This window comes from Streptococcus castoreus DSM 17536 (genome assembly GCF_000425025.1).
GTDB classification, from domain to species: domain Bacteria; phylum Bacillota; class Bacilli; order Lactobacillales; family Streptococcaceae; genus Streptococcus; species Streptococcus castoreus.
The window spans coordinates 39,702-64,296 of the sequence record NZ_AUKZ01000003.1 but is presented as its reverse complement, the minus strand read 5'-3'; the positions used below and the strand labels follow the sequence as shown (position 1 = coordinate 64,296).

The 24,595-nt window shown below is 37.8% G+C and carries 21 protein-coding genes and 1 pseudogene; 6 read left to right on the top strand and 16 right to left on the bottom strand.

Annotated elements, in window-relative coordinates; translation table 11 throughout:
* The 4 genes from H346_RS0100330 to H346_RS0100315 all read right to left on the bottom strand — a co-directional run bounded on the left by H346_RS0100330 (window position 1) and on the right by H346_RS0100315 (window position 2,765).
* Window positions 1-309: a PTS sugar transporter subunit IIB gene (locus H346_RS0100330; protein WP_027969304.1), complete on the bottom strand. Its 309-nt coding sequence runs from the start codon at window positions 307-309 to the stop codon at window positions 1-3.
* Window positions 310-338: 29 nt separating this feature from the next.
* On the bottom strand, window positions 339-659 hold the full coding sequence (locus H346_RS0100325; RefSeq protein ID WP_027969303.1) for a PTS lactose/cellobiose transporter subunit IIA: 321 nt from the start codon (window positions 657-659) through the stop codon (window positions 339-341).
* A 362-nt stretch (window positions 660-1,021) separates the two neighbouring features.
* The gene (locus H346_RS0100320) at window positions 1,022-2,002 is read right to left on the bottom strand and encodes a sugar-binding transcriptional regulator (RefSeq protein WP_027969302.1); all 981 of its coding nucleotides are present in this window, start codon (window positions 2,000-2,002) and stop codon (window positions 1,022-1,024) included.
* A 16-nt stretch (window positions 2,003-2,018) separates the two neighbouring features.
* A complete protein-coding gene (locus tag H346_RS0100315; RefSeq protein WP_027969301.1) occupies window positions 2,019-2,765 on the bottom strand; it encodes a DeoR/GlpR family DNA-binding transcription regulator in 747 nt (248 codons plus the stop codon).
* 125 nt (window positions 2,766-2,890) lie between these two features.
* On the opposite strand from H346_RS0100315, the gene H346_RS0100310 reads away from it, so the two are divergent.
* The gene (locus H346_RS0100310; protein WP_027969300.1) at window positions 2,891-3,664 is read left to right on the top strand and encodes a glycyl-radical enzyme activating protein; all 774 of its coding nucleotides are present in this window, start codon (window positions 2,891-2,893) and stop codon (window positions 3,662-3,664) included.
* 190 nt (window positions 3,665-3,854) lie between these two features.
* On the opposite strand, the gene H346_RS0100305 is transcribed toward H346_RS0100310, so the two are convergent.
* The 7 genes from H346_RS0100305 to H346_RS0100275 all read right to left on the bottom strand — a co-directional run bounded on the left by H346_RS0100305 (window position 3,855) and on the right by H346_RS0100275 (window position 13,954).
* Window positions 3,855-5,147 carry an adenylosuccinate synthase gene (locus H346_RS0100305; RefSeq protein WP_027969299.1) on the bottom strand — a complete coding sequence of 431 codons (1,293 nt, stop codon included), beginning with the start codon at window positions 5,145-5,147 and terminating at the stop codon, window positions 3,855-3,857.
* A gap of 202 nt (window positions 5,148-5,349) precedes the next feature.
* Window positions 5,350-6,207 carry a class C sortase gene (locus H346_RS09495; RefSeq protein ID WP_051188336.1) on the bottom strand — a complete coding sequence of 286 codons (858 nt, stop codon included), beginning with the start codon at window positions 6,205-6,207 and terminating at the stop codon, window positions 5,350-5,352.
* A 4-nt stretch (window positions 6,208-6,211) separates the two neighbouring features.
* Window positions 6,212-7,060 carry a class C sortase gene (locus H346_RS0100295; RefSeq protein ID WP_037562395.1) on the bottom strand — a complete coding sequence of 283 codons (849 nt, stop codon included), beginning with the start codon at window positions 7,058-7,060 and terminating at the stop codon, window positions 6,212-6,214.
* The gene (locus H346_RS0100290) at window positions 7,047-7,919 is read right to left on the bottom strand and encodes a class C sortase (RefSeq protein ID WP_027969298.1); all 873 of its coding nucleotides are present in this window, start codon (window positions 7,917-7,919) and stop codon (window positions 7,047-7,049) included. Before H346_RS0100290 ends, H346_RS0100295 begins: the two co-directional genes overlap by 14 nt.
* 81 nt (window positions 7,920-8,000) lie before the next feature.
* Window positions 8,001-8,825 (bottom strand): MSCRAMM family protein, encoded by an 825-nt coding sequence (locus H346_RS0100285; RefSeq protein WP_027969297.1) that lies wholly within the window; start codon window positions 8,823-8,825, stop codon window positions 8,001-8,003.
* Between the two features lie 27 nt (window positions 8,826-8,852).
* On the bottom strand, window positions 8,853-11,018 hold the full coding sequence (locus H346_RS0100280) for a pilin N-terminal domain-containing protein (protein WP_027969296.1): 2,166 nt from the start codon (window positions 11,016-11,018) through the stop codon (window positions 8,853-8,855).
* 143 nt (window positions 11,019-11,161) lie between these two features.
* The gene (locus H346_RS0100275; RefSeq protein ID WP_279614473.1) at window positions 11,162-13,954 is read right to left on the bottom strand and encodes a DUF7604 domain-containing protein; all 2,793 of its coding nucleotides are present in this window, start codon (window positions 13,952-13,954) and stop codon (window positions 11,162-11,164) included.
* 975 nt (window positions 13,955-14,929) lie between these two features.
* Between H346_RS0100275 and H346_RS0100270 the strand changes: the two genes are divergently transcribed.
* Complete coding sequence (locus H346_RS0100270) at window positions 14,930-16,138, top strand: YSIRK-targeted surface antigen transcriptional regulator (protein WP_027969294.1); 1,209 nt, start codon at window positions 14,930-14,932, stop codon at window positions 16,136-16,138.
* A 463-nt stretch (window positions 16,139-16,601) separates the two neighbouring features.
* On the opposite strand, the gene H346_RS0100260 is transcribed toward H346_RS0100270, so the two are convergent.
* From H346_RS0100260 to H346_RS0100250, 3 genes and pseudogenes are all read right to left on the bottom strand, one after another.
* A complete protein-coding gene (locus H346_RS0100260) occupies window positions 16,602-16,847 on the bottom strand; it encodes a hypothetical protein (protein WP_027969293.1) in 246 nt (81 codons plus the stop codon).
* 19 nt (window positions 16,848-16,866) lie between these two features.
* A pseudogene (locus H346_RS09485) lies at window positions 16,867-17,394 on the bottom strand (class C sortase); the annotation flags it as partial.
* A 330-nt stretch (window positions 17,395-17,724) separates the two neighbouring features.
* Complete coding sequence (locus H346_RS0100250; RefSeq protein WP_027969292.1) at window positions 17,725-18,066, bottom strand: hypothetical protein; 342 nt, start codon at window positions 18,064-18,066, stop codon at window positions 17,725-17,727.
* Between the two features lie 519 nt (window positions 18,067-18,585).
* Here H346_RS0100250 and H346_RS0100245 point away from each other — a divergent pair.
* The 4 genes from H346_RS0100245 (at window position 18,586) to H346_RS0100230 (ending at window position 22,714) form a co-directional block, all read left to right on the top strand.
* Window positions 18,586-20,088: a helix-turn-helix domain-containing protein gene (locus tag H346_RS0100245; RefSeq protein ID WP_027969291.1), complete on the top strand. Its 1,503-nt coding sequence runs from the start codon at window positions 18,586-18,588 to the stop codon at window positions 20,086-20,088.
* A gap of 128 nt (window positions 20,089-20,216) precedes the next feature.
* A complete protein-coding gene (gene hslO / locus H346_RS0100240; protein ID WP_027969290.1) occupies window positions 20,217-21,089 on the top strand; it encodes an Hsp33 family molecular chaperone HslO in 873 nt (290 codons plus the stop codon).
* Complete coding sequence (gene dusB, locus H346_RS0100235) at window positions 21,076-22,053, top strand: tRNA dihydrouridine synthase DusB (RefSeq protein WP_027969289.1); 978 nt, start codon at window positions 21,076-21,078, stop codon at window positions 22,051-22,053. Before hslO ends, dusB begins: the two co-directional genes overlap by 14 nt.
* 19 nt (window positions 22,054-22,072) lie before the next feature.
* Window positions 22,073-22,714 (top strand): deoxynucleoside kinase, encoded by a 642-nt coding sequence (locus H346_RS0100230; protein WP_027969288.1) that lies wholly within the window; start codon window positions 22,073-22,075, stop codon window positions 22,712-22,714.
* Between the two features lie 180 nt (window positions 22,715-22,894).
* On the opposite strand, the gene H346_RS0100225 is transcribed toward H346_RS0100230, so the two are convergent.
* Together H346_RS0100225 and H346_RS0100220 are read right to left on the bottom strand one after the other, a co-directional pair.
* Window positions 22,895-23,698, bottom strand: coding sequence for an ABC transporter ATP-binding protein (locus H346_RS0100225; protein ID WP_027969287.1), 804 nt, complete (start codon window positions 23,696-23,698; stop codon window positions 22,895-22,897).
* Window positions 23,699-23,707: 9 nt separating this feature from the next.
* On the bottom strand, window positions 23,708-24,592 hold the full coding sequence (locus tag H346_RS0100220; protein WP_027969286.1) for an ABC transporter permease: 885 nt from the start codon (window positions 24,590-24,592) through the stop codon (window positions 23,708-23,710).
* Window positions 24,593-24,595: the final 3 nt, after the last annotated feature.

The window sequence follows — 24,595 nt, the reverse complement described above, 5'->3', positions numbered from 1 at the left end:
CTATTCTTTGATAAGGCTAAGGGCTAAGTCAAGCACCTTGTTTCCATCTAACATCCCATAGTCTGCCATTGGAATAACTGCAATCGGAACCCCATTCTTCTTACAAATTGCTTCTGAATTATCCAAAGTGTAAGCCACTTGAGGACCTAAGAGAGCGACATCAATGGTTGGAGCATAATCTGCCAACTTCCCTTGCGAATAAGCATCAATCTCACATGCAACTCCTTTTTCCTCTGCTGCTACTTTCATGTTATTCACCAACATTCCAGTCGAAAATCCTGCTGCACAAAACAAACCGATTTTGATCATATCTAGCCTCCTTTTTTAATGATTAAGTTTTATTTGGTCACTAACTCTCTACGAAGTTCAATAATTTCTTTAATGAGATTAATCTCTGTAATGGTTGTCATTAAATGGTCTTGCGAATGAACAAATAAAGCTGTTATTTCCGATTTGTTACCACTAGCTTCTTGAGCAAGAAATTGTGTTTGTAAGTTATGCGCTTCTAACAAGGCATCTTCAGCTAAGGCTATTTCGTTATCACTGTTTTCATAATCCTTAGACTTCGCAAATTTTAAAGCTTGATAAATGTGTTGCTTGGCATTTCCTGCATTTAAAATTAAACCCATAATCATTTGATCCGGTACAATCAATTCCATTGTTGACTCCTTTTTTTATTTCTAGTTTTATGCAACGGTCACAAGTCTTTTTTTCAAAGACAATTCTATTGCGTTTGTAACTGTTTTCGTTTCGTTGATAACTTTATTCTACCACTTTCATTCTTAGGATCAATATATTTGTGCGATATTTATTATGATGCACTAATGTGCTGGTGTTTATTTTGTAAAACTAAGAAAAATTAATAGTAACATCTTTCACCATTTGGTCTTTAAGAATAGAACAATTAGCCCAAAACAGTATCCACTTATTAAGATATTTTTAACAAACCCCAAAGATGTTCCTTAAACGCAAAAAAAGCCAAGACTTCTCGTCTCAAGCTCTATTTAAATCCTTTCAAATGTCAAAAAATGTTTTGGGCAAAAGCTGTCTCTCCGTCCAAGGCTAAAACGGTCATCATGGTCCCTTTATCAGTCACAAGATAATTGATAAATCCAGCCTTCAACGCAGCTAAAATTGCCTTAGCCTTATATTGCCCCGTTGCAACAGCAATGGTTTTTGGAACACGTGCTAATTGCTCTAGGGAAATGCCAATTGTTCGATCTTGCAACCCCTTATAAACAGGGCAACCGCCTTGATCAAAGAAGCGACAACAAACTTCCCCAACGGCCTCTTCACTTTTGAGTTGTTCATAATCCTTATTTGTTAACAAGTCTCGCCACTGACTTTCCTCATGGCTATTAGGCTCTCCACCAATTCCCACCAAGGCAAGATCAAGCTGATCCCAACTCGCTAGGATTTCTTCAAAATATTTGGACTGTAAAATCCCCTTGGTTAGCTGCTTATCTTCTTGAACAACCATAGCATTGATAAAGGCGCTACTCCCATGGAAAATTCTCGCCAAACGATAAACCAAAGTGTTGACATGATACTTGGCATTGATATGACTTGGACCACCAGCCAAAGGACAAATAAGAACGCCTTTCATAGCTTTGGGATCCAATTCGTCAATCAAACTCGATAAAGTTGCTCCCCATGACAAACCAATCTTGTCCCCATCTTTGACGGTGTGGCGCAGGACTTCTGCTGCTGTTTTAGACACCTTAACAAGCGTATCCACTGGGCTATCTTCTACTTGATTGGAAACAATATCTAGCTTTTCCAAACCATACTTTTGGCGAACATACTCTTCTAAACCAAATAAATTAGCATCATAATCGGCTATTTCAATCCGAACAATACCTTCTGCTTTAGCCTTTGCCAGCATCCTACAAACCGTTGTCCGGTATATATTCATCTCCTTTGAAATGAGGGTTTGACTTTTTCCTTGAATGTAGTGCAAGTAAGCTACCTTAGCAAGGAGACGTCTTCGCTCTTCCTTCATCTGCACCACCTACCTTCTAAGATACAAAATCAAGAGTGATATGATGAGCCATTAAAAGCTCACGAGACTGCTTGTCCAACCCACTATCTGTAATCACGCGATGAACAGCTTCTAAAGAGAGCTGATGAACAAGACTAGGCTTTGAAAATTTGCTAGAATCGGTCAAAATAATCATCTCGTCAGCTGCTTCTGACATATAACGGACACCTTCAGAACGCATCATGTCCTTGCCCATAAAACCAATGTTAGGATTAAAACCATCCGTTCCAACAAAAACACGATTCACATGAAAAAGGGAAATCATTTCTTTCAACAAAGGTCCCACCGTTACTTCTGAATTGGGCTGGTAATAGCCTCCTAAAAGGATAACCTGACAGCTATTGTATTGGCGAATATAATTAGCAATAAAGCAAGAATTGGTAATAATTTTCAGATTTCGTTTAGTCTGACAGAGCACTTCTGCTAGAAGAGCACAGGTCGAGCCTGACTCAATCATAATCGTATCGTTATCTTGCACCAATTCAGCGGCTCTCTCAGCAATACGTTTTTTGATATTGTAATGGTAGGATAAGCGAACATTTAAATCATCACCACTATTTAAGACAGCATAGCCATGTTCTCTGTGCAATAATCCCTTATTTTCAAGCTTATCAAGATCCTTACGGATCGTCACTTTTGAAACCTGTAATTGCTCTGACAAGCTATTAACACCTATTTTTTTCTTTTGAGAAACTAATTGAATAATATGTTCTAATCGATTCATAATTCACCTCCTTTCTATTGTAACAGTTATCTGCCTAAAATAAAAGGGGAACTGTCTTTCATTCGTAATTGATTTATTTACGTTTGTCTGCTATGATTGACTTAGAACGAAAGGAATTTATTCTTATGGCTGAACGTGGTATTATTTTTAACATTCAACATTTTAGCATCCATGACGGTCCGGGCATTCGGACAACAGTCTTTTTAAAAGGCTGTCCGCTAAGATGCCCTTGGTGTGCCAACCCAGAATCCCAACAAAAATCTCCTGAACAAATGTTGACTGCCGATGGTCTTAAAACTGAAACCATTGGACAAGAAAAAACCGTAGAAGAAATCATCACCGAAGTTCTCAAAGATAGGGACTTTTATGAAGAATCTGGTGGCGGCATGACCCTATCTGGTGGTGAAATCTTTGCACAATTTGACTTTGCTTTAGCCCTTTTGAAAGCAGCCAAAGAAATGGGACTTCACACAGCTATTGAAACCACAGCATATGCCAAACATGAGCAATTTGTGACCTTAATGGGTTACGTTGATTTTATCTACACTGATTTGAAACATTATGACCAACTAAGACATCGCAAGGTCACTGGCGTGCCTAACGAATTAATCATCAAGAATATTCATTATGCATTCAAAGCTGGCAAAGAAATTGTGCTACGAATTCCTGTCATCCCAGATTTCAATGATTCTCTTGAAGATGCCCAAGCTTTTTCGGAACTTTTCAATCAGCTTAATATTAATCAAGTGCAACTTCTCCCTTTCCACCAATTTGGGGAAAATAAATATCAGTTACTAGGTAGAGATTACCATATGGCAGGAGTCAAGGTCTATCACCCTGAAGATTTAGAAGATTACCAAAACGTTTTCCTCAGTCATAAGATTCATTGCTATTTCTAAATTGTTCCAAAAACATTGGCATTGTCAAATTATCAAAACCACCCATTTGTCCTAACTCTAAAAGTGAGTATCCTATCTGACTTCTAGAATGGCATTAGTGAACGGATGGTTTATTTGCCTTATACCTGCTGTATAAATAACATCAAAAAACGATTTCCCAAAGGGAAATCGACTGCCAAAAATATTGAGATTAAAGAGATGCCCAAACACTTTCAAGGATATTGGTTTGTTCACGTCCTGGACCAACTGAAAACGTTGAGATACGGACACCAACCAATTCTCCGACACGGCGAACATAGTTGCGGGCATTTTCAGGCAATTCATCCAAACCACGAACACCTGTGATGTCTTCTTGCCAGCCTGGCAATTCTTCGTAGATTGGTTTGCAACGCTTTAATTGCTCTAAACTTGCTGGGTAATGGTCAATACGTTCCCCGTCAAGGTCGTAAGCCACACAGATTTTAACCGTATCAAGTCCTGAAAGGACATCAATGGAGTTCAGTGACAAGTTAGTGATACCTGATACACGACGACTATGACGCATGACTACTGAGTCAAACCAACCCACACGACGAGGACGACCAGTTGTTGTGCCATATTCATGACCAACTTCACGGATACGCTCGCCAATTTCATCAAAGAGTTCAGTCGGGAATGGACCATCTCCAACGCGGCTAGTATAGGCTTTGCAGACACCGACAACCTTATCAATCTTACTTGGTCCAACACCTGAACCGATCGTTACACCACCTGCTACTGGATTTGATGACGTAACAAATGGGTAAGTTCCTTGATCAATATCAAGCATGACCCCTTGTGCACCTTCAAAAAGAACACGTTTGCCAGCATCAAGAGCATCGTTCAAAATAACCGATGTGTCCGTCACGTATTGCTTAATTTCCTGACCATACGCATAGTATTCTTCAAAAATAGTCTCGAACTCAAGCGGTGTGCTACCATACATTTTCTCGAATAGGCGATTTTTTTCTGCCAAATTCACTTTCAAACGCTCAGCAAAAATATCTTTGTCCAAAAGGTCAGCGATACGAATACCAACACGTGCCGCCTTATCCATATAGGCTGGTCCAATCCCTTTAATAGTTGTTCCAATCTTGTTGTCACCTTTGGCATCTTCTTGCAATTGATCCAACTGAATGTGGTAAGGCAAGATGACATGGGCACGATCTGAAATACGAAGGTTGTCTGTTGTCACACCTTCTTCGTGCAAGTAAGCCAATTCTTTCACCAAGGATTTGGGATTAACCACAACCCCATTACCAATAACAGAAATCTTTTCCGGGAAAAAAATACCAGATGGAATCAAATGCAATTTGAACTTTTTGCCATCAATAACGATGGTATGTCCAGCATTGTCACCACCTTGATAACGTGCAATCACCTCTGCCTCTTGAGATAAGAAATCTGTGATTTTCCCTTTACCTTCATCACCCCATTGGGTACCAACGACTACTACTGATGTCATAATAATTTACGATACAGGCTTGCTAAACTGTAAGCAGTGGCCTTCACCTTTCTAGAAAACAAGGCAGGAATCTCACCTGCGAGTCTATCTTACAACTCATTATAGCAAAAAATGTTTTTTTCTGCCAGATTTCCACAACATGATTCATTAAAAAAGATAAAATGATTTTTCAATTCATAAAAATAAATATAAAAAACGAACATTACTTTTTACTGTTACATTGCCGAAATAGACGGTATATGAGATAACTTTCCAGTAACCAGCCCAAACAGCACCAGATCCCAAACGGTGATGCTAATAGCAAATTGGCAAGTGAAGTCTTGTAGGCTGTCAATGGACTTGCTAGTTGCGATTGATTCACACTATTTTGCCTTTTCGTGGATAAACCAGAAGAGCCAGCTGATATTCTCTCTGCATTAACTAATAGCCTTTCATTAAAAGGGGGATAAAGAGGGTTACAGGTCAATAACGTTAATAAATCTTGATTTTTTTTAGCCATTAATTGGCGCCAATCTTTAGCATCAATAATCTCAATATTCTTAACACGATACTCTAATTGATGAGTACCTAAATCAATAACAATCTGATCGTTAGGAGATAATTCTGCTATCCTAAAAAAACGTTCATTATCATACCAACTACGATGCCCTGCAATAACCGATCGCGTCCCTAATCCACCAATGGGTAAGTTCGTTCCGGTAACTTGCGCTACTCCCTTTTCAAGATTACGTTCACTTGCCCCTAAACGAATCGGTTGTATCATATGGAGCTTTGGAATATTAAGGTAACCAATAATATTGTCGTCAAAAGGGCTTTGTTGCAGCTGGCTTTTTGCATCTACAAATGGATCTGTTGTAGCTTTGTCGGCTAATGTTTGTTCTTGATTGTAACGATTAACCCACTCTTTTTGTGACTGTACCCATGGTTTACTCTCTAATCGAAAGTTTTGATAAGCAAACTTTTCTTGGCATTGGTTAAGAAACATTAGTGTTACAAAACATAAGGGGAGCCCAAGTCCCAAAATCATTAAAACATAGCCAACACATTTTTGTTTAGACACGACACTAGTCCTTTCTGTATCGTTTTCGATACCAATTGATTAAAAGAATCATCACTAGTATAACAAACAGTAGCAAACTTACAAGAAAAATAGGTTTTGCGTACCATGGTCTTTGAGCGTCAGCTTTTTTAAAAGCTTTTTGATAAGGAACACGGTATCCACGTACTAACAGTCGATGACTATTAATGCCGTATGGGGTACAAGTTAGTAACGTTGCATAGTCAAAACCTTTTGTCACTAAAACCGGGGGAAAATCATCGGGTTCTACAACTAAAATCTGATCGACTTTGTAAGCAAGGGTTTTGTCGATATTATGAATAAAAAATAGATCTCCCTTTTTCATCTTGTGAATATCCGTGAACAACTTAGCTTGGGGTAGTCCTGTATGCGCTGTAATAACGGTATGGGTGCTATCGCCTCCAATTGGCAAAGAGGTGCCTTCTAGATGTCCTGCAGCTTTTTGGAGAACATCTTCACTTGTCCCAGCGTAAATTGGGAGGTTAATATCAAAACGTGGTACTTCAACATAGCCAATTTGTTCATTCAATTCTAGCATTCTCGCGTATTCTGCAACGCCCTTTTTTTCCAAGTCTGTATAAGGATCATTGATCCTTCCTGGATCTAAGGTAGCATTGTAAGCTCTAGCTAGAGCCATTCGTCGTTTGATGTCGTCTTTATTAACGGCAGCTTTAGCTGATTCAAATGACGTTACCACTTGGTTTTGTTTCACACGATAGTAATAGTTTGAAGCAAAAGGGTACAACATGGTCAGGCATCCCATCAGAAATAATAAAGGCATCATGATTTGAATGAATCGTTCTTTTACAGATAAGGGTTGCTTATTTCGAGGCATGATACTCCTTCCTTTTAGCGTTTTTGTTGTTCTTTTTCTTGTAACGATAACACAGATAGCCAATAAGTAGCACAACTATAGCAAGAAGTCCAAATAGGTAGCATAGGGATCTTGATGCTGCTTTTCGTTTATTATTTTTATACTCATTAGGAACATAGGGAATACGATGCCCACGAACAATCAAGCGATGCGTATTAATCCCAATTGGGGTGCACGTTAATAAAGTGGCATAATCCTTATTTGGAACAATCAGTAAATCTGAAAAATCATCTGGTTCGATTGTTTTAATCTGATCGATTTGGTAAGCAAGGATTTCTTTGAGGTTATGAATATAAAAAACATCTCCCTTCTTAAGCTTCACCAAATCAGAAAAAAGCTTAGCAGATGGTAATCCTGAGTGAGAGGTCAACACAGTATGTGTATTTTTCCCACCTACTGGTAGGGATGTTCCTTCTAGATGTCCTGAACCTTTCGATAGGGTTTCTTCTGTTGTTCCAGCATAAATTGGTAAATCAACCCGTATCTCAGGGATGTCAACATGTCCCATTTGCTCATGAAGTTCCAACATTCTCGCATATTCTAAACGCCCCGCTTTTTTTTGCTCTTCAGAATAAGGATCTTTGAGATTGACATTGTGCAAACTGGCATTAAATGCCTTTGCAAGAGCTATTCTATGGTTAATGTCTGCTTGATTCAATGTTGATTTTTCTCGGTCGAATTGCTTTGACTGGTGATTAGCATCAATCGTGTAATAAAGCCGAGAAATCTGAGGATATAACAAAATTGTCAAGCCTATCAAAAACACTACTATCAGAGCAATATTTTGGTTTAAACGCTGCCGTTTGGATTGCTTTTTCATGCTATCACCTTTATTCCTTTTATTTAAAAAACTAGAGGCACCTCACGGGACCTCTAGTAATCTTAGTACCTGGTATCTGAGTTAATCATTCTGACGTACCAGATAGACACCTAGGGTAAATAGTACAAAACCAAGTAAAACCACCAAAATCATTATTACATTACCTGTATAGGGAATTTCAATTTTAGGAGGGGGCTTAGGCTGGTTGACAACTTTCACAGGGGCTTGCTTTTCTGAATAATCTGTTACTTCAAATGGTATAGCCTTTTTTGACAAAAGATAGCCTTTGGGAGCACTGATTTCTTTTAAAACATATGACCCAAATGGCAAATCTTGTGCCATAAAAGAACCATCTTTCGAGGAAGTTAAGAGATACCGACTGCCACCTTTAATGACAGGTTGCAGCTGTTTTTTGGTTTGTTTCCAAACCTCAAAAGTTGCTCCTTCTAGACTACCACCTTGCGCAGAAACTTTAACAAAAGGATACGAACCACGTTTTTGAGGAGTGGTCTCTTTTGTATAGATAGTTTGAGAAGCCTCCGAAACCTTTAATATGAAAGGGACTAGTGAACGAGTTTTTAAGCTACCTCTCGCTTCTCTAACGTAGTAAATCCTTCCTAAAGGTAAATCTAACACAAGTTGTGTCTCACCTTTTGGTAATACTACTGACAAAACCTGAGGATACTGACGTGTCAACTCAGCATCTGTCTTCTCAAATAGTGTTTCCAACTCGGGCAAAGTTTGTTCCTCGGGCAGTTGCCACAACGATAGTTGTGTATCCTTATCAGACTTTTCAAAATGAATCGTCACGGATGATGTGTTTTGTGAAGCAAAAATAGGAGGAGTCAAAAAGCACAAACAAGTGCAGATTGGTAGCATCAAGCGAATCAATGGTCCTATTTTCAATTGTGCACCTCCCGTTTTTCTAACAAACTATTCAGATTTATCATTCTTATTACGACGAACCATTATCAATCCAGTAATGCCCATAATTGCCAAACCAACTACAGTAAAGATAACTGTACCAATACCACCAGTTTGAGGAATAGTGATTTTTTTGTTGATCACCCGTTGTCCGTAACCAAAATCAGGTGTTCCTTTTTCATATTGAAGATGGTCTTTCAAACTTTGACCAGATGAATCTTTATGACCATTGTAGGAATTCAAGCCCAGTGTAAATGCAATTCTATCCTGAAGTTTGGCGAACCCAATAGGAGCTGTAAGCTCTTCGAGATAGTAGGTACCTGCCGCAAGCCCTGTTACCTCAAACTGCCCTTTACTATTTGACGTGAACTTGATTGCTTTTTCTTTATCTTCTACCCACTCATAGGCAGTCCTTGCTTTCAAGAAAGCATCATCTCGCGCTTTTTTAGCTTTCTCAATTGCTTGGAAATTAGGTTTGTCAGTAGTAGCTTTTTTAACTTCGTCTTGATATGTTTTCTCTGCGTCCTGGTATGCTTTATCCTCAGCAGACTGCTTCTCGTCAGTTTTAAGAGCTAAGTACTGACCATCCGTTTTTTTATTTGTGACAACAAAAGCTGCACCTTGTAAACGCTCATCTTCTTCTTGACCTGTTTTTACGAATTTTTTACCATGTGTCACCACTGTTGGGCTAGTTGGTTTCAGAGGGTCTGGATTTTGATCATCTTTGGTGTTCTTAATGGAAATTGTTCCATTCTCACCCTTAGTATACTCTGGTGTGTAGCCAATAACACTTTCTTTGACATAGTAGGTCTTAGTATCATCTAAGTTTTTAAAGGTGTGATTATAATCTTTAGTCAATGTGATAGAATCCACAACCTTATCGTCACTGAACTTATCACCTTTTTGGTAAAGGTAGTAGGTTACTGCAACCCCTGATGGTGCTGGTTGACTAGACCATGTTTTTTCAACAGTGATTTCTTTATTTTCTGGTTTTGTGGACTTTTCTCTTGGCTCTTTATGCTCTTTAGGATTATTACCATAATCAAAGATAACCGTATTCTTGTCTGGTTTGTCAACAACGGCATCACTATTGACAGTAGCTTTATAACTCATATCCACTGTCATTGGGTAACCATCAGCTGTAACTTGACCCTTAGCGTCCTTAGTTGCTTGAACAGCTTGTTTAACTTTGTCTAGACCCTCAGCTGTAAAACTCAAAGTAAACCCACTTTGAGTTTCCGTTACTTTATAGTCTTTTTGAAATTCAAAGTTCGGGGCAGTTTTCCCATCACCCTTTGTTGTGATAGTTAGCTCTAAACTCCCGACTTTATAAGTCAAACCTTTAGTCATCGTATCTTCCCAGCGAAGGGTTTGATACTGTGTACCTGCTGGAATCTCTGTTTTGATTTGATAAGATACTTCTGAACCGATTGTACGTGAAAGTTGCTCTTTAGGCTTGTCGTAGCCGCTATAGCCATCGTACTGCTTAGCACCAACTTCTGATTTTGCAAAGTTCTTATCAATTTTTGGTTTGGTTGTGGTATTTTTAGGATAGACATGCAGGTCTTTAATCGTTGAGCCATCAGCCTTGTAAACCGGCAACTCCAAACCAAATGGAACTGCTGCACTAGAAGACAAGGTTTCCCCATCAGCGATCTTTGAACCTGTGTTTTCGACAAACCAATAGTAACCATCTGCAAGATTCTCAACTTTGACACCATTTTTATTAGCAGTATTACCAGTAGTCTTTTCAGTAGACGTTCCCGAAGAATCCTCCGAAGCTTTGTTTTTCTCCGCATCTTTCAAAAATGCTTGCACTTTTAGTACTGTATCATAGTTTTGAGGTTCCTTAGTTAACTTCTTATATTTTTCTTTATCTACTTTCCAGTAAGTAAAGCTAACACCATCAAGCTCTTCGGCACCTGATTGCGTCCCGAAGTATTGACTAATATCATTGATTTTTTCACCATTATAGATTTTACTATTCTCTCCCGTATAAGTCCCATCAGGATTTTTTTCTTTTGGCCAGCCTTTTAGGCTTGTCATTTTGATTTTATGGATGGTGACATTGGTGGTTCTTTTAGCAGTGTCTTCTGCTAAGACGGCTATTGACTGTGCCAAGGTGCCTAATACCAGCAAACAAGTCATTACCAGAGTTACTAATTTCGTTTTCAATACTCTCTCCTTGATTATTTTCTCTCCATTTTATGAAAGGCTAGTTCAACTTTCCTCCCAATACGCCCTTAAAGGTTACCGTTTCTAAACTCTCCTACTCGCTATTCTTAAACTTTTTAATCATAAGACTCACCACTATCGAATCATTTTCGGCTTCTTTGATAGTATAAGATACCCGATATACCGATTAAGATTAGACCAACTTGTGTAAAGATAATCGTTCCTAATCCTCCTGTTTCTGGGTAAGCCACTCTGTGATTTTTAAGGACATAAGTTTTCTCATTATCAGATGAAATGACTTTATTATCTTGTCCAGTAACAGTGATATTTCCCTTAGGATCAACCTTTACTTCCCAAGGATCCCTAGGTAGGCCATAGCCTCCTTTTGCCTTCGTTTCATATAGATAATAGGTTTTACCTTTTTGGAGGTATTTAAACTCTAGTTGGCCATTTGAAGCCGTTGTCCCCTTCTCCCAGATGGTTTTCTTGTCCGCTTTACGGAGTTCAAAATTAACACCGTCAAGTTTTTTCTGACTGTCATCAGCATCCACTTTGGTAAACCTAATTGGTATTGTTTTCACCTGAATCACGGGTTGCTTATAAGCTAATTTTTGTGAACGACCGTCTGCCATGTAATTAACCGAAGCATCTGAATTAGAAGGCAAACCACCTTTTCCAGAACTGGTTTGATTTTCCTTATAGTCCGTATCTGAATCACCTTTTTCTTCATACTGTCCTTGTTTGTCCTTATACTTTTCATAGGCTTCATCTGAAGCTTTCACATTAAAAGAAAGCGTATAGGTATATTCATCATCAACCTTATAATCAGGTTTAAAGGTTAGAGTGACTTTGCCTTTTGGTTGACTATCAGTTTTTGGAGTGAACAAGACTTTATCAATAATGTCTTTCCCCTCATTAGTTATCCGATTATCTTTAAATAGCGTTTGAACCTCTTTTGTAGACTTTGAGGTTCTAGTAACAAGCAAGTCAGGTTGTTGCTCATAGTAATCCACATACTGACTTAACGTATCTGAAATATTTAAGTTAGAAATTTTACTGTCTTCAACGATTTTATTTGCAGTTTTTTCTAGTTCTGCCGTATCCGTAATACCGTAGTAATACCCTTCACCTGATAAGTATTTTAGGACAACAGGACTAGAACTTGCTGTGTCACTATTGATGTCTTTAGAAACACCTAAAGTATAAAGAGATAAATCAGGATTTCTTTCTTTAAACTGATCAATAGCTAGCTTTGTTCCTTGTTGTGAGTCCAATACATTTTGTGGTTGTGTTGTTCCATTTCCATTTCGATATCCATCTTTCTCAAAATAAAAGGTTGGTACCCCATCACTGATAAAAACCATAATCTTTCGATGACCATTACCTGCAACTTGATTAAGCATTTCCTCAGCTTTTAACAGAGCAGCATGATAGTTTGTCCCGTTATTATTCATTGCTGTTAATTGATTTGAATCTAAGTTTGGAGTGTGAGTCCACTGTTGTAAAACATCTGCATCTTTACTAGTTTCTTCACTTGGTTGGTATCCTATCGTTCCATTTGGTTTTTGATATTGTTTACCAGATAAATAATCGATACTTCCTTGAAATCCAATAACTCCTACGTTATTTTTCGAATTAATCTCAGTAAATTTTTTTAATAGACCACTATCCCCTAGTAACGCTTCTTTAACAGCTTGGTCACGTCTCGTACCAGAAGATACTTGAACTTTACCCCGATATGAATAATTAATATTGCCTTTACTAAAACTATTTCCTTGATACGTATCATAGTCAAAAGTTTCATAATGCCACCCTCCATCATAGGGATCCCATCTCTGGGCAACGTATCTATACTTCTCAGTTACACCTATCCCATCTTGCATACTTCCTGACTTATCCACAACAACAAGAATATCCAGGGGATTTTTCTTACCTGTCATATCAAGATAGAGGCGATAAAGGTCTGAAGTGTCATGCTGACTCCCTGAATCATCAACGGTGGTATCAGGATTATTTTGGTTATCTCCTAAATAGTCAATCCGTTTATGGTGCTCCAATTCACCTTTGGGTTTCTCGACTGGGGCAGACCTCCTCATTCTAGTTGATCTGGGGGTCAAGGAGCGAAAAGCACGGGGCTGGAGTGCTGCCGGTGCTGCTCCCATTGGTTTTAAGCCAAGCGGTTTTGTTGAACGAATATAAATGTTAATCGTGTTGTTACGACCTTTATCCGTTACTAGAGACTCAACAGCATATTCGCCAAACAAAACGTCTCGTGTTTGTGGGTTACTGTCCTTGGCTGATTGGTAGTCAGTTTTTAAGACCTCATATTGTTTAGAAATAAAATCTAAGAGATAGAACTGGTCATTCCAAGTGTAGAGATTATCAATCGTCTTAACAGTCTCAAAATCATCAGGATTGAGAGAACTTTCAATGGCTGATTTTTTGGGAGTCAGAATATTAATGGTCATGGCTTTACTAAGTAAACCAACGGAATCTTTCTCATCACGTTTGCTAACTGCTCCATCAATCAATAAGCGACCGTATTGCCCCAAATCAAGTGTCTCTTCTTCCTTAAGATCACGTGTCGTGACAACGACAATACGCTGGCTCAGACTGCCTGTATAGGTTATTGTTTTAATAAGACTGTCTTCTCTGGTATCGGCAGTAACTTCAGCCAGTTGAACCTTGTCACTAGATGACACCAAACCTACTCTTAAGTTCTTATTACTAGCTGATATGCCGTTTAAAAACAAGCCTTTCTTGAATGTTAGTGTTGCCGTTATGGCACCTTCCTGCTTTGTTTGATGGTTAAGCGTAACAACACGAGCATCAACAATGACTTTACCTTGTCCTCTTAAATGTCGGGAGACCTTTGCGATATCGTGACGATACTGATTCAGCGCCTTATCCTCCTTAGAGGCTGCTAATGAAGCCATGATGATATCTCCTGACTGAAACCCTGCCTCGCTTTTTATAGTCATTTTCAAGTGACTGTCTTCCGAAACAAGCTCTTTTAGAGAAGTCTCCTTGCTCTTATGCTGTTCACTATCAGTCAGTTTTCCAGTCTCGCTACTTATAGAAGTGCTTATATTTTCATTAATTTCAGCGTAACTGAGTGGTAAACCAATACCTCCTAATTGGCTTAGAATTAGTCCTGAAACGGCGACTATTCGACATAGCTTTTGTATTACGTTTTTATTCATTCTCGTCATCAATATTATGTTCCAATATTCTCTCCTGCTTAATTTTCCTTCCCTAGGAAAATGCCCTACATCCGTAATAAAAATCCACCTTCTCCTCGATAGATTTTTGATGTATTTGATTATTATTGATATTCTACCATCTTCCTATCAGTAAAATTTATAGCACCCTTCAATGAATCGATTTCTACCTTTTTGTATCACTTTTTATTGTATTTGAGATAAACATTAACTTTCTTGTGGTGATTATTTGGTAAAATCACCTAATTTTATTTCCTAAGTGACTAGTGGTCTAACTAATATTAGAAGATGATGGAGAGAGATTCTGCTAATGTTATAACTTTTAGCGTGTCTATAGGGTAGCTGTTTTCAGCTTAAACAAAATCTCTCTCCATAAACTTTTGCTGTGTTAGGTGCTATTGACAACTCCCAATTATACAGAATTGTTTATTAAAAATACCGACTTATTTAGATATAGCTGTTTTTTACTTATTTTTATTGAATTTTACAATTATAAGTCGGTTTATCAGATTTTTTCCGCAAAGCATGATTAGTATAATGATCGAGTGGAGAGAGAATTTTTATCATTATTTGTTATTTTATGGCTTTTTATTTAAACCGTTAATGCAATAAAAGTCAAAATAGGTCACTAAAAATAAATAGATAACCGTCTCTCTGGCTAATTACCATCAACGAAAGCGAGCTATCTAATTGGTTTCATTTGACTTAAAATACGTTCATGCCTTGCATGCCTTATCCCAATTACCCATTTTAGTAATTTCTGACAAGTACGAACTCATCCAATCTTACGGAAATACGGAATATTTATTGCCTTACTATCAACTCATTAAAAATTTAAAAATTCCCCTTGATGCTGATCTAACCTTTTACGAAGGGCTCTTTGAGGAATCTTTTTTAATTTTCCCAGCAAGTCATCATTTTATCTCAATTGGTCCATTTTACCTTTACCTTCTTGATGAAGACTATCGTGAAAAGATTGTTGAGCGTTTTTTAGAACGCTATTCGTTTAAAGAAAAAGAAGAACTTTTAAATTATATGTCAACCGTTCCTTGTTTTTCTATCAACCAAATTCGTAGCCTTATGATCACTATTGATGCCTTTTTCCAAACAACATTTGAGCAGAACTGTCAGCAAACCATCCGCAACATGATGCAAAAAGCACAGGTTATCTTAGCCGAACCTCAATTCATTGCTAATTTAGAATTGGAAAACGTCCCTTCTTTTCATCTTCCAAATGCTCTAAACCATTTAAATCACATTATTAACCTCGTTAAATTAGGTAATACGAGTTTGCTCAAAGAAGAAATCAACCGTATTCCCCTATTTGGTATCAGCAATTCCTCCATTTCCATTTTAAGGGCTGAAAAAAATCTTTCTGTCATATACCTTACCAAACTACTTGAACTAAGTTTCACTGAAAATACAGATGTCGCAAAAAATGACGCACAAGTGAAACAGTTCCTAAAAATGACCGAAGAAGCAACTAATCCCGTTGAAGTTCTCCGAATTAGAGCAGCAGCTATTCTCAGTTTTTCCGAGTCGTTAGCTAACAAGAGTATTTCAGATAAACGACAGATGTACAATAGCATACTTCATTACGTGAATAATCATTTGTATTCCAAATTAAGAGTATCTGATATTGCAAATCATCTTTATATATCTGAATCCCATTTGCGCTTAGTTTTCAAAAAATACTCGGATATTTCCTTACAAAGTCATATCCTAAAAGCAAAAATCCAAGAGGCTAAGTTACTCTTAAAAAGAGGCATGCCTGTAGGAGAGGTCGCAAAAGTTTTACATTTTTACGATATGACGCATTTCCTCAAAACCTTCAAAAAATATACCGGCATGTCCTCAAAAGAATTTTTGAATAAGCAAGAAAAACATGTCAATAAATGACATGTTACAAGACTTTATAATCATCATGACATTGTGCCATTAGAAAAAAGAAAATTCATAAAAAGCTACTGCACATGAATCCTATAATATAATAGTTGGAAGCTAGAAGCCTTGTTAGCCACCAGCCTAGCTGGTGGTTTTCTTGTTTTCCTCTTCGAGAAAAACTGGCTTGAAGCCATAATGAAAATAACGTACAAAAAACGTGTTTCGGTCTATCAAAAAACCGATAATGCCTTGATTAAGACTTATCGGTTTTTAGTTGATCTCACTTCCCTATTTATTTCAATGACTATCCAGCCAAAGCTTATAGAAAATGGATTCAAGGAAATAATAAAGAACCGCTCGATTCTTTTTAGATGTCAACTTTCATTTGCATAAGCCATTATCAGAAAGTCAACGTTTTTTAATCCAGATTCGATTCCCAAAGAATCAACTATTAGTTTATCTCTTAAAGCAGTCATGATCAAAATGACAATACAAACCAAGCCAATTTACTCAACGATTCTTCTGTGCTTGGAATTGGATTTTGAATTTTTTGTGAATGATTTTGCTGTGATTTAGGTGGCAGTTTCTTGTATTCATAATTTTTCTGGAAAACCTGTTTTGATTTTTCAACCTCATTGACTTTGTTAGAAATAGTTTTAACTCCTATTTCCCATTTTACACATTGTTTTTTTGAAAAATAAAATCGTTTAAAATGATTAAACATCCTAAAAACAAGCAGCTAATTATCTACTAGCTGTTCTTTTTGTGAGTCGAGAATATACCATAACGAGGATAGTGGCGATAATCACACCAGTAGCAGCACATAATAATTCTGTCCACATTCTTGTTTTATCAATAAGCTTGGCGGACTGCTTATTCTTTTGATACCTTTTATGATGCTAAACAATCCTGTGACCTCTTATTAAAAGACGCTTAGTATTGACACCATAAGGCATACAAATGACCAATGTGGCATAATCTTTCCCCATTTCTCCAGAAAGTGAAGCTACTTGATTCGGTTCAACGATTAGTACTTGATCGACTTTGTAAGCCAACACTTTGTTTAACACACGAAAGTGAAAAATATCCCCTTTTTTCACTAAATTTAAGTTAGTGAACATCTCCGCTGACGGAAGCCCTCTATGTGCTGAGACAACTGCATGTGTCCCTTCTCCTCCAACAGGCGACGCACTTCTAAATAGATGACCGGCACCTCTAGACAGCATATCATCTGTTGTGTAGTGGTATATGGGTAAATTGATTTTACGAGATAAAGATGATAAAGGTCTGAGGTGTCGTGTTGACTTCCTGAATCATCCACTGTGATTTTGCCCATCACCTAAACAATCAATGCGTTTCTTGTGTTCTAATTCTCCTTTGGAGTTATTCGTTTGAATGGCTCGTTTTACCCTACTTTTAAAAGATCATGGTTGAATTTTTGTCAATACGAGTGACATTGGCTTTAGACCAAGCGGTTTTGTTGAGCGAATATAAACGTTCATCGTGTTGCTACCAGGTTTTTCATCTGTTGGAGAACACTCTGCCGTATATTCACCAAATAAAAAGTCTAACTCTTTTGGCTTACTGACTGTTGCTGATTGCTACTCGCTTTTTAAAATCTCATAGTTATTAGAGATAAAATTTGAGAGATAAAAATGGTCATCCCAAGTAGGATTGTCAATCGTTTTAACGATGTCAAAATCGTTAGAATTTAAGGAGTTTTCAATAGCTGATTGTTTAGAGGTGAGAATATTTACCGTTATCGGTTTGTGGTAACGACTAGCTGTTTCATTTTTTTGATGCCTTCCAATAGCACCATCAACAAGCAATTTCCCAATGATGTCTTGGCGATAAGTTTCAAGGTCTTTCTCTTTTTTAGGATCTACTAGCAAAGCTGCCATAGAGGCTTCTGACGCAAATCCTTTATCACTTTTTACCGACATCTTCAAGTGACTATCCTCTGAAATGAGTTTTTTTTACACTCTTAGGGTTAACTAAGTCTATCTGATCTGCTTTAGTTGACATTTGATTTTGGCTTTCGTTGACAGGGGTCGTATCAGCATAACTCACCGATGACCACACACAGCTTATTGACACTGAAATTGGCGTAAAAAGAAGCCCTACAATCGTCACTAGAGCTAAGTATTCTTTTAAGTTTTTTATTCATGAATTGATCTTAAACCTCTCTCCTTTCTTACACAGCCGTATCATTTTAGCATCCAAATTATAATATTTAGATATATCTTACTTCAAAATTTTTCTCAAAATAGCAAAAGATTTCCTCTTTTTTTGGGAAATTAATCTCTAAAACTTCTTTTCTCGCGTTTTTTCCTTTGATTCTGAAAAAAACTACCATTGCCTAGTTTAGTTGCTTTATCATTTCTGCTTCCATTAAAATGGTAAAGAGTATATTTACCAAAAATACTCTTTTTTACCGGTACTAAAGAGAGGAGAGAGCTCTTTTGATTGAAAAATACCTTGAAAAAACAATTAATGATAAAATTAATCTCATTAATCTGTTTTTTAGAACACCAACGCTAACCTTGACAGAAGCCAGTCTGAAAACAAACTTGTCGGCATCAAAATTGATGAAACATTGTCGAGAACTTAACACGATTTTTAAAGAACAGCTTTCTATAACCAATGATAAAAGAGAAATACACTGTCACTTAAAGGATTCACTGAAAGAATTTTATTTACATGAGTTATATCAAAAATCAAACGTCCTGCAATTATTAAAATTTTTAATTCAAAACGATACACAACACAAACCACTAAGCTCTTTTGCAAAACAACAGTTCCTATCAAGTTCCGCGGCTTATCGTATCCGCGAGTCCATTATGCCACTGTTAGAAGAATTTAACCTTAGACTTTCAAAAAATACTATTTTGGGGGAAGAATATCGTCTTAGGTATTTTATTGCGTTGCTACAATCTAAATTTGGCATTGAGATTTATCACGTATCTGCTAAAGACAAAATGGTTATTCGTGAATTTTTATTTATGGGGGCGACTAATTTAAGGGCATCTAACGCATTGTCAGAATCATTTCTTTTTTTCGACATTTTACTAACTCTATTGTGGAAACGCCATGATAAACACGTTCACGTTCCATCGTCTGAAATGCTAACCAGTCTTAAAGAAATAGCTGTCTACGATTATCTTTCTGACTGTGCAGGACAGATTATAGAACCCAGACAACAGATTCGCCTTGATTCCAATGACCTAGACTATCTTTTTCTAGTCTATCTTACTGCAGTTAATTCCTTTGCTGCTCAAAAATGGTCTGATGAACTTACTGAGCAAATAGTAGTCATTATAAGTTCAAACACTTCTTTTCAATCCCTTTTTCAACCGATTTCAGATTTAATTCCCTTGTCTGCTGAAAATCATGATTCCCTTCTTAGAATTGTCGTTTATTTTGCACACCATTTTATCTTGAATCTGCAACAGTTTATTCCGGAAAAAAATTATTTTTCTTTAGATCATTATCCCGGAGATCTCGTTGTGTTAGAAAAACTCAAACCGATTGTCATGAATTGGTTACAAGAAATAAAAGGAACATCACTTAATCAGCAATATTTTTTCCTATTTTGCCGCCATATCGAACAATTAATCAGAAATAATCTTCCAAAGATAACTGTCGTGTTACTGACCACTGATTTTGTCAATGCGCAACTATTAACGGATTATATCTATAAACACCTTTCTTCCCAAAATATTGTTTTTTATTCCTATTATCTATTAGCTGATAATATTTATAATATTAGAGATCTTAATGCTGATATCATCATTACCCATAAAAAACTAATTCCCTTTGTCAAGGAAGAACTGGCTCAAGATGCGGTTGTCACTGACTTTGACTACATTGAAACTCGGACACATATTCATAAAATCCAAAATATCATCCTATCTCTTGAAGAAAAGAATTATCAACACTATATTCATAATCATTTTAAGAAATAAAACCTACCCTTCACTATTCATTAACAGATTTCCCCAAGCATGGTGGGGAGATTTTTTAATGTTCCTCTGCAAAATTTTCAAGCATATTGAACGGCACAACCCTCATTCATTATGCTATAATATTGCTTATGGATAAAATTATAAAATCAATTTCCCATTCAGGTGCTTTTAGGGCCTATGTCCTTGATAGCACTGAAACCGTTAAATTGGCTCAAGAAAAACACAATACTCTGTCCTCATCAACTGTTGCGCTTGGTAGAACCTTAATTGCCAACCAAATCTTAGCAGCAAATCAAAAAGGAGACAGTAAAATTACTGTCAAAGTTATTGGTAACAGCTCATTTGGGCATATCATTTCAGTGGCTGATACTAAGGGACATGTTAAAGGGTATATTCAAAACGCTGGAGTTGATATTAAAAAAACAGCAACAGGTGAAGTTTTAGTTGGTCCTTTTATGGGCAATGGGCATTTTGTCACCATTATTGATTACGGAACGGGAAATCCTTATACTTCAACCACACCACTCATTACGGGAGAAATCGGCGAGGACTTTGCCTACTATTTGACTGAATCAGAACAAACTCCTTCTGCTGTAGGGCTTAATGTCCTTTTAGATGAGCAAGATAAGGTCAAGGTTGCAGGTGGCTTCATGCTACAAGTCTTACCGGGAGCTTCTGAAGAAGAAATTGCACGCTATGAAAAGCGTCTGCAAAAAATGCCTGCCATTTCAGCCCTCTTAGAATCGGATGACCACATTGATGCTCTTTTGGATGCTATCTATGGTGATGAACCCTATAAGCGGTTGTCAGAAGATGCCTTAAGTTTCCAGTGCGACTGTTCAACAGAGCGCTTTGAAGCCGCACTGATGACCTTGCCAACAGCTGACTTACAAATCATGATTAATGAAGATAGAGGAGCTGAAATTATTTGCCAATTCTGTGGCACTAAATATCATTTTAACCAAACTGATTTGGAGGGGATCATCAATGACAAAGCTTAATTCTTCTTTCACAATTGGTCATGTGGAAATCCCTCACCGCACAGTGCTTGCGCCTATGGCTGGGGTAACCAATTCTGCCTTTCGCACCATTGCTAAAGAATTTGGTGCTGGACTTGTTGTTATGGAAATGATTTCTGAAAAAGGACTGCTCTACAACAATGAAAAAACCCTCCATATGCTCCACATTGATGAGACTGAACACCCCATGTCCATTCAATTATTTGGGGGAGACGCTGAAGGGTTAAAACGGGCAGCGGATTTCATCCAAGCCAATACCAAAGCTGATATTGTCGACATTAACATGGGTTGTCCTGTGAACAAGGTGGTTAAAAATGAAGCAGGTGCCAAATGGCTTCGTGACCCAGATAAGATTTACCACATTGTTAAAGAGGTCACTTCTATTTTGGATATTCCCCTCACGGTTAAAATGCGCACAGGCTGGACAGATAGTGCTCTTGCGGTTGAAAATGCACTTGCAGCTGAATCAGCTGGTGTTTCTGCACTTGCCATGCATGGTCGTACCCGTGAACAAATGTACACTGGGACTTGTGACCACGCCACCTTAGCTAAGGTTGCAAGAGCCATTACCAAAATTCCATTTATCGGGAATGGAGATGTGCGCACCATTCAGGATGCTAAATTTATGATTGAAGAAATCGGTGTGGATGCCGTGATGATTGGTCGCGCAGCCATGAACAATCCTTACCTTTTTACTCAGATCAATCATTTCTTTGAGACTGGGCAAGAATTGCCTGATCTTCCCTTTGCCAAAAAACTAGGCATCGCCGAAGAACATCTCAAGCGCCTGATTAGCCTTAAAGGTGAAACCATTGCTGTTCGGGAATTTCGTGGTTTAGCGCCACATTACCTTCGCGGAACAGCTGGTGCTGCCAAGGTTCGCGGTGCTGTTTCACGCGCTTCAACCCTAGCTGAGGTTGAAACAATTTTCGCACAAGTACGCTAAAACCATTAGAAGGAGACACATGTTGATTGTACTAGCTGGAACAATCGGTGCTGGCAAGAGTTCTCTTGCTGCTGCACTTGGAGATTATTTGGGAACGGAGGTCTTTTACGAAGCAGTTGATAACAATCCCGTCCTTGACCTCTACTACCAAGACCCTAAAAAATACGCCTTTTTGCTTCAAATTTTCTTTTTAAACAAGCGGTTTAAATCCATCAAAGAAGCCTATCAGGCAGATAATAATATTCTTGATCGTTCGATTTTTGAGGATGAACTCTTTTTAAAACTCAATTACAAAAATGGCAATGTGACCAAGACAGAACTGGAAATTTACCAAGAACTGCTGGCAAACATGCTAGAGGAACTGGAGGGTATGCCAAAAAAAGCACCCGACTTACTGGTCTATATTGACGTCAGCTTTGAAAAAATGCTAGAACGTATTGGCAAACGTGGGCGGCATTTTGAACAAATCGACGGGAATCCAGATCTTTATGAGTATTACCTCCAAGTCCATGGAGAATATCCAACTTGGTATGATGCCTATGAGGTCTCTCCAAAGATGAAAATTGATGGTAACTCCCTTGATTTCGTCCAAAACCCAGATGATTTGGCAACAGTCTTGCAGATGGTTGATGACAAATTAAAAGAATTAGAGTTGCGGTAAACCAAAAGAGTCTGATATAAAAAGATTTCTCAACTAATAAAACCCAGAAGATCACTTTCTCGTGAGCCCCTGGGTTTTAATATTACCTTAATTTTGTTGCGATTCAATAAGTGATTAACCGCGAGGACCAATCCCATGTCAATTTTGACCTGCCCTGTTTACCAAAGATCATCTTATCATTTAACTTAAAACAAGAGCATCATCGGTCAACTCTTGACCACTATTTTTATGGAATAGCGACATTAATTGTGAAACGGTTAGATTTTTCTTGTCCTCCCCTTTGACATCAACAACAATTTTACCTTGATGGAGCATGACCAATCGGTTGCCATAAGTAATAGCATTTTCCATGTTATGGGTAATCATTAAGGTGGTTAATCCGTGACTCTCAACAATTTTTTGCGTCAGTTCCATAACCATTGTGCTGGTTTTTGGATCAAGAGCAGCGGTGTGTTCGTCCAAAAGCAAAACTTTGGGCTTCTCTAGAGATGCCATCAATAAGGTTAAAGCCTGTCTTTGCCCTCCTGATAAAAATTGCGTGTCAACGTTCATCCGACTTTCCAAGTTCAATCCCAATTCTTTCAAAGCTTTCTTGAAAATCTGACGTTCACTATCTTTAACACCCCAACTTAATCCTCTTGATTTACCACGATGATAAGCAATCGCCATATTTTCTTCAATTGTCAACCGTGAAGCGGTACCCATTTGGGGATCTTGAAAAACTCGGCTAATAGTTTTCGCACGTTTTGAAGCAGGTAATTTTGCGATGGATTGACCTTCTAGTAAAATATCCCCTTTATCAATTGGCAGTGTCCCCGCTAAGGTATTCATGAGCGTTGATTTACCAGCTCCATTCCCGCCGATAATGGAAATAAAATCACCTTCTGCCACATCTAAAGATAAGCCTCTTAAAACATGATTTTCATTAACGGTTCCGGTTTCAAAGGTTTTATGAATCGTTTGAATTGATAATATGATTGACATAATTTGCTCCTATCCTAGTTGGGGTTTACGACTGTTCAGTTTCTTTTGCAATTCTGGTACAAACAGAACCGTCGCAAGAAGAATAGCTGAAAAAAGTTTCACAAGATCCGCATCCATTCCCGGAATAGCTAGAATAGCCAAGATAATTAAGCGGTAAACGATTGATCCCAACACAATTGATGCCAAACGCCAGCCAATACTCAAATTACGAATCATAACTTCGGCAATAATAATGGATGCCAAACCAATAACAATAGTACCAACACCTGCATTTAAATCAGCGTAACCATTATTTTGACAAAGCAAAGCACCACATAGAGCAATTAAGCCATTGGATAACATGTAGCCCAAAATTTTCATGTGATCCGTTTTAATCCCATTGGACTCACTCATCGGAATATTATCTCCAGTTGACCTTAATGCCAAACCAATTTGTGTTTTCATCAAAAGGGTCAAAAGCACAATCACTACCACCGCAAAAAGAATACCAATCACCAGCACCGCAGCAATTTTGGTAAAGCCCATATCAAAAAACTGTGTGACCAAAGTTTTTTGACGAAGAAGTGCAACATTAGCTTTTCCTAATATTTTTAAGTTGATGGAATAAAGTCCCGTCAAAGTGACTATCCCTGTCAGCAAAGCGGGAATCTTTAACTTGGTGTGAACAAGTCCTGAGATAAGCCCTGCCAATGAGCCACCTACGAAAGCTAAGAGAGTAGCTAAAAATGGATTTAATCCGGATACAATACTTGTGGCACAAATCGCTGCGCCTAGAGGATAAGACCCTTCAGCGGTCAAATCGGCAATATCTAAAATCCGAAAAGTTAGGTAAACACCAATAGCCATAATAGACCATAATACCCCTTGAGATAGGCTTGATAAAATAAGTGACATCTT

Coding starts and splice junctions, on each gene's coding strand:
- H346_RS0100315 (WP_027969301.1), bottom strand. CDS start 2,765: ATGAATCGATTAGAACATATTATTCAATTAGTTTCTCAAAAGAAAAAA.
- H346_RS0100225 (WP_027969287.1), bottom strand. CDS start 23,698: ATGTCAATCATATTATCAATTCAAACGATTCATAAAACCTTTGAAACC.
- H346_RS0100290 (WP_027969298.1), bottom strand. CDS start 7,919: ATGAAAAAGCAATCCAAACGGCAGCGTTTAAACCAAAATATTGCTCTG.
- H346_RS0100305 (WP_027969299.1), bottom strand. CDS start 5,147: ATGACATCAGTAGTAGTCGTTGGTACCCAATGGGGTGATGAAGGTAAA.
- H346_RS0100325 (WP_027969303.1), bottom strand. CDS start 659: ATGGAATTGATTGTACCGGATCAAATGATTATGGGTTTAATTTTAAAT.
- H346_RS0100295 (WP_037562395.1), bottom strand. CDS start 7,060: ATGCCTCGAAATAAGCAACCCTTATCTGTAAAAGAACGATTCATTCAA.
- hslO (WP_027969290.1), top strand. CDS start 20,217: ATGGATAAAATTATAAAATCAATTTCCCATTCAGGTGCTTTTAGGGCC.
- H346_RS0100320 (WP_027969302.1), bottom strand. CDS start 2,002: ATGAAGGAAGAGCGAAGACGTCTCCTTGCTAAGGTAGCTTACTTGCAC.
- H346_RS0100230 (WP_027969288.1), top strand. CDS start 22,073: ATGTTGATTGTACTAGCTGGAACAATCGGTGCTGGCAAGAGTTCTCTT.
- H346_RS0100260 (WP_027969293.1), bottom strand. CDS start 16,847: ATGTTTAATCATTTTAAACGATTTTATTTTTCAAAAAAACAATGTGTA.
- H346_RS0100310 (WP_027969300.1), top strand. CDS start 2,891: ATGGCTGAACGTGGTATTATTTTTAACATTCAACATTTTAGCATCCAT.
- H346_RS0100220 (WP_027969286.1), bottom strand. CDS start 24,592: ATGTCACTTATTTTATCAAGCCTATCTCAAGGGGTATTATGGTCTATT.
- H346_RS0100275 (WP_279614473.1), bottom strand. CDS start 13,954: ATGGCTTCATTAGCAGCCTCTAAGGAGGATAAGGCGCTGAATCAGTAT.
- H346_RS0100330 (WP_027969304.1), bottom strand. CDS start 309: ATGATCAAAATCGGTTTGTTTTGTGCAGCAGGATTTTCGACTGGAATG.
- dusB (WP_027969289.1), top strand. CDS start 21,076: ATGACAAAGCTTAATTCTTCTTTCACAATTGGTCATGTGGAAATCCCT.
- H346_RS0100250 (WP_027969292.1), bottom strand. CDS start 18,066: ATGTCGGTAAAAAGTGATAAAGGATTTGCGTCAGAAGCCTCTATGGCA.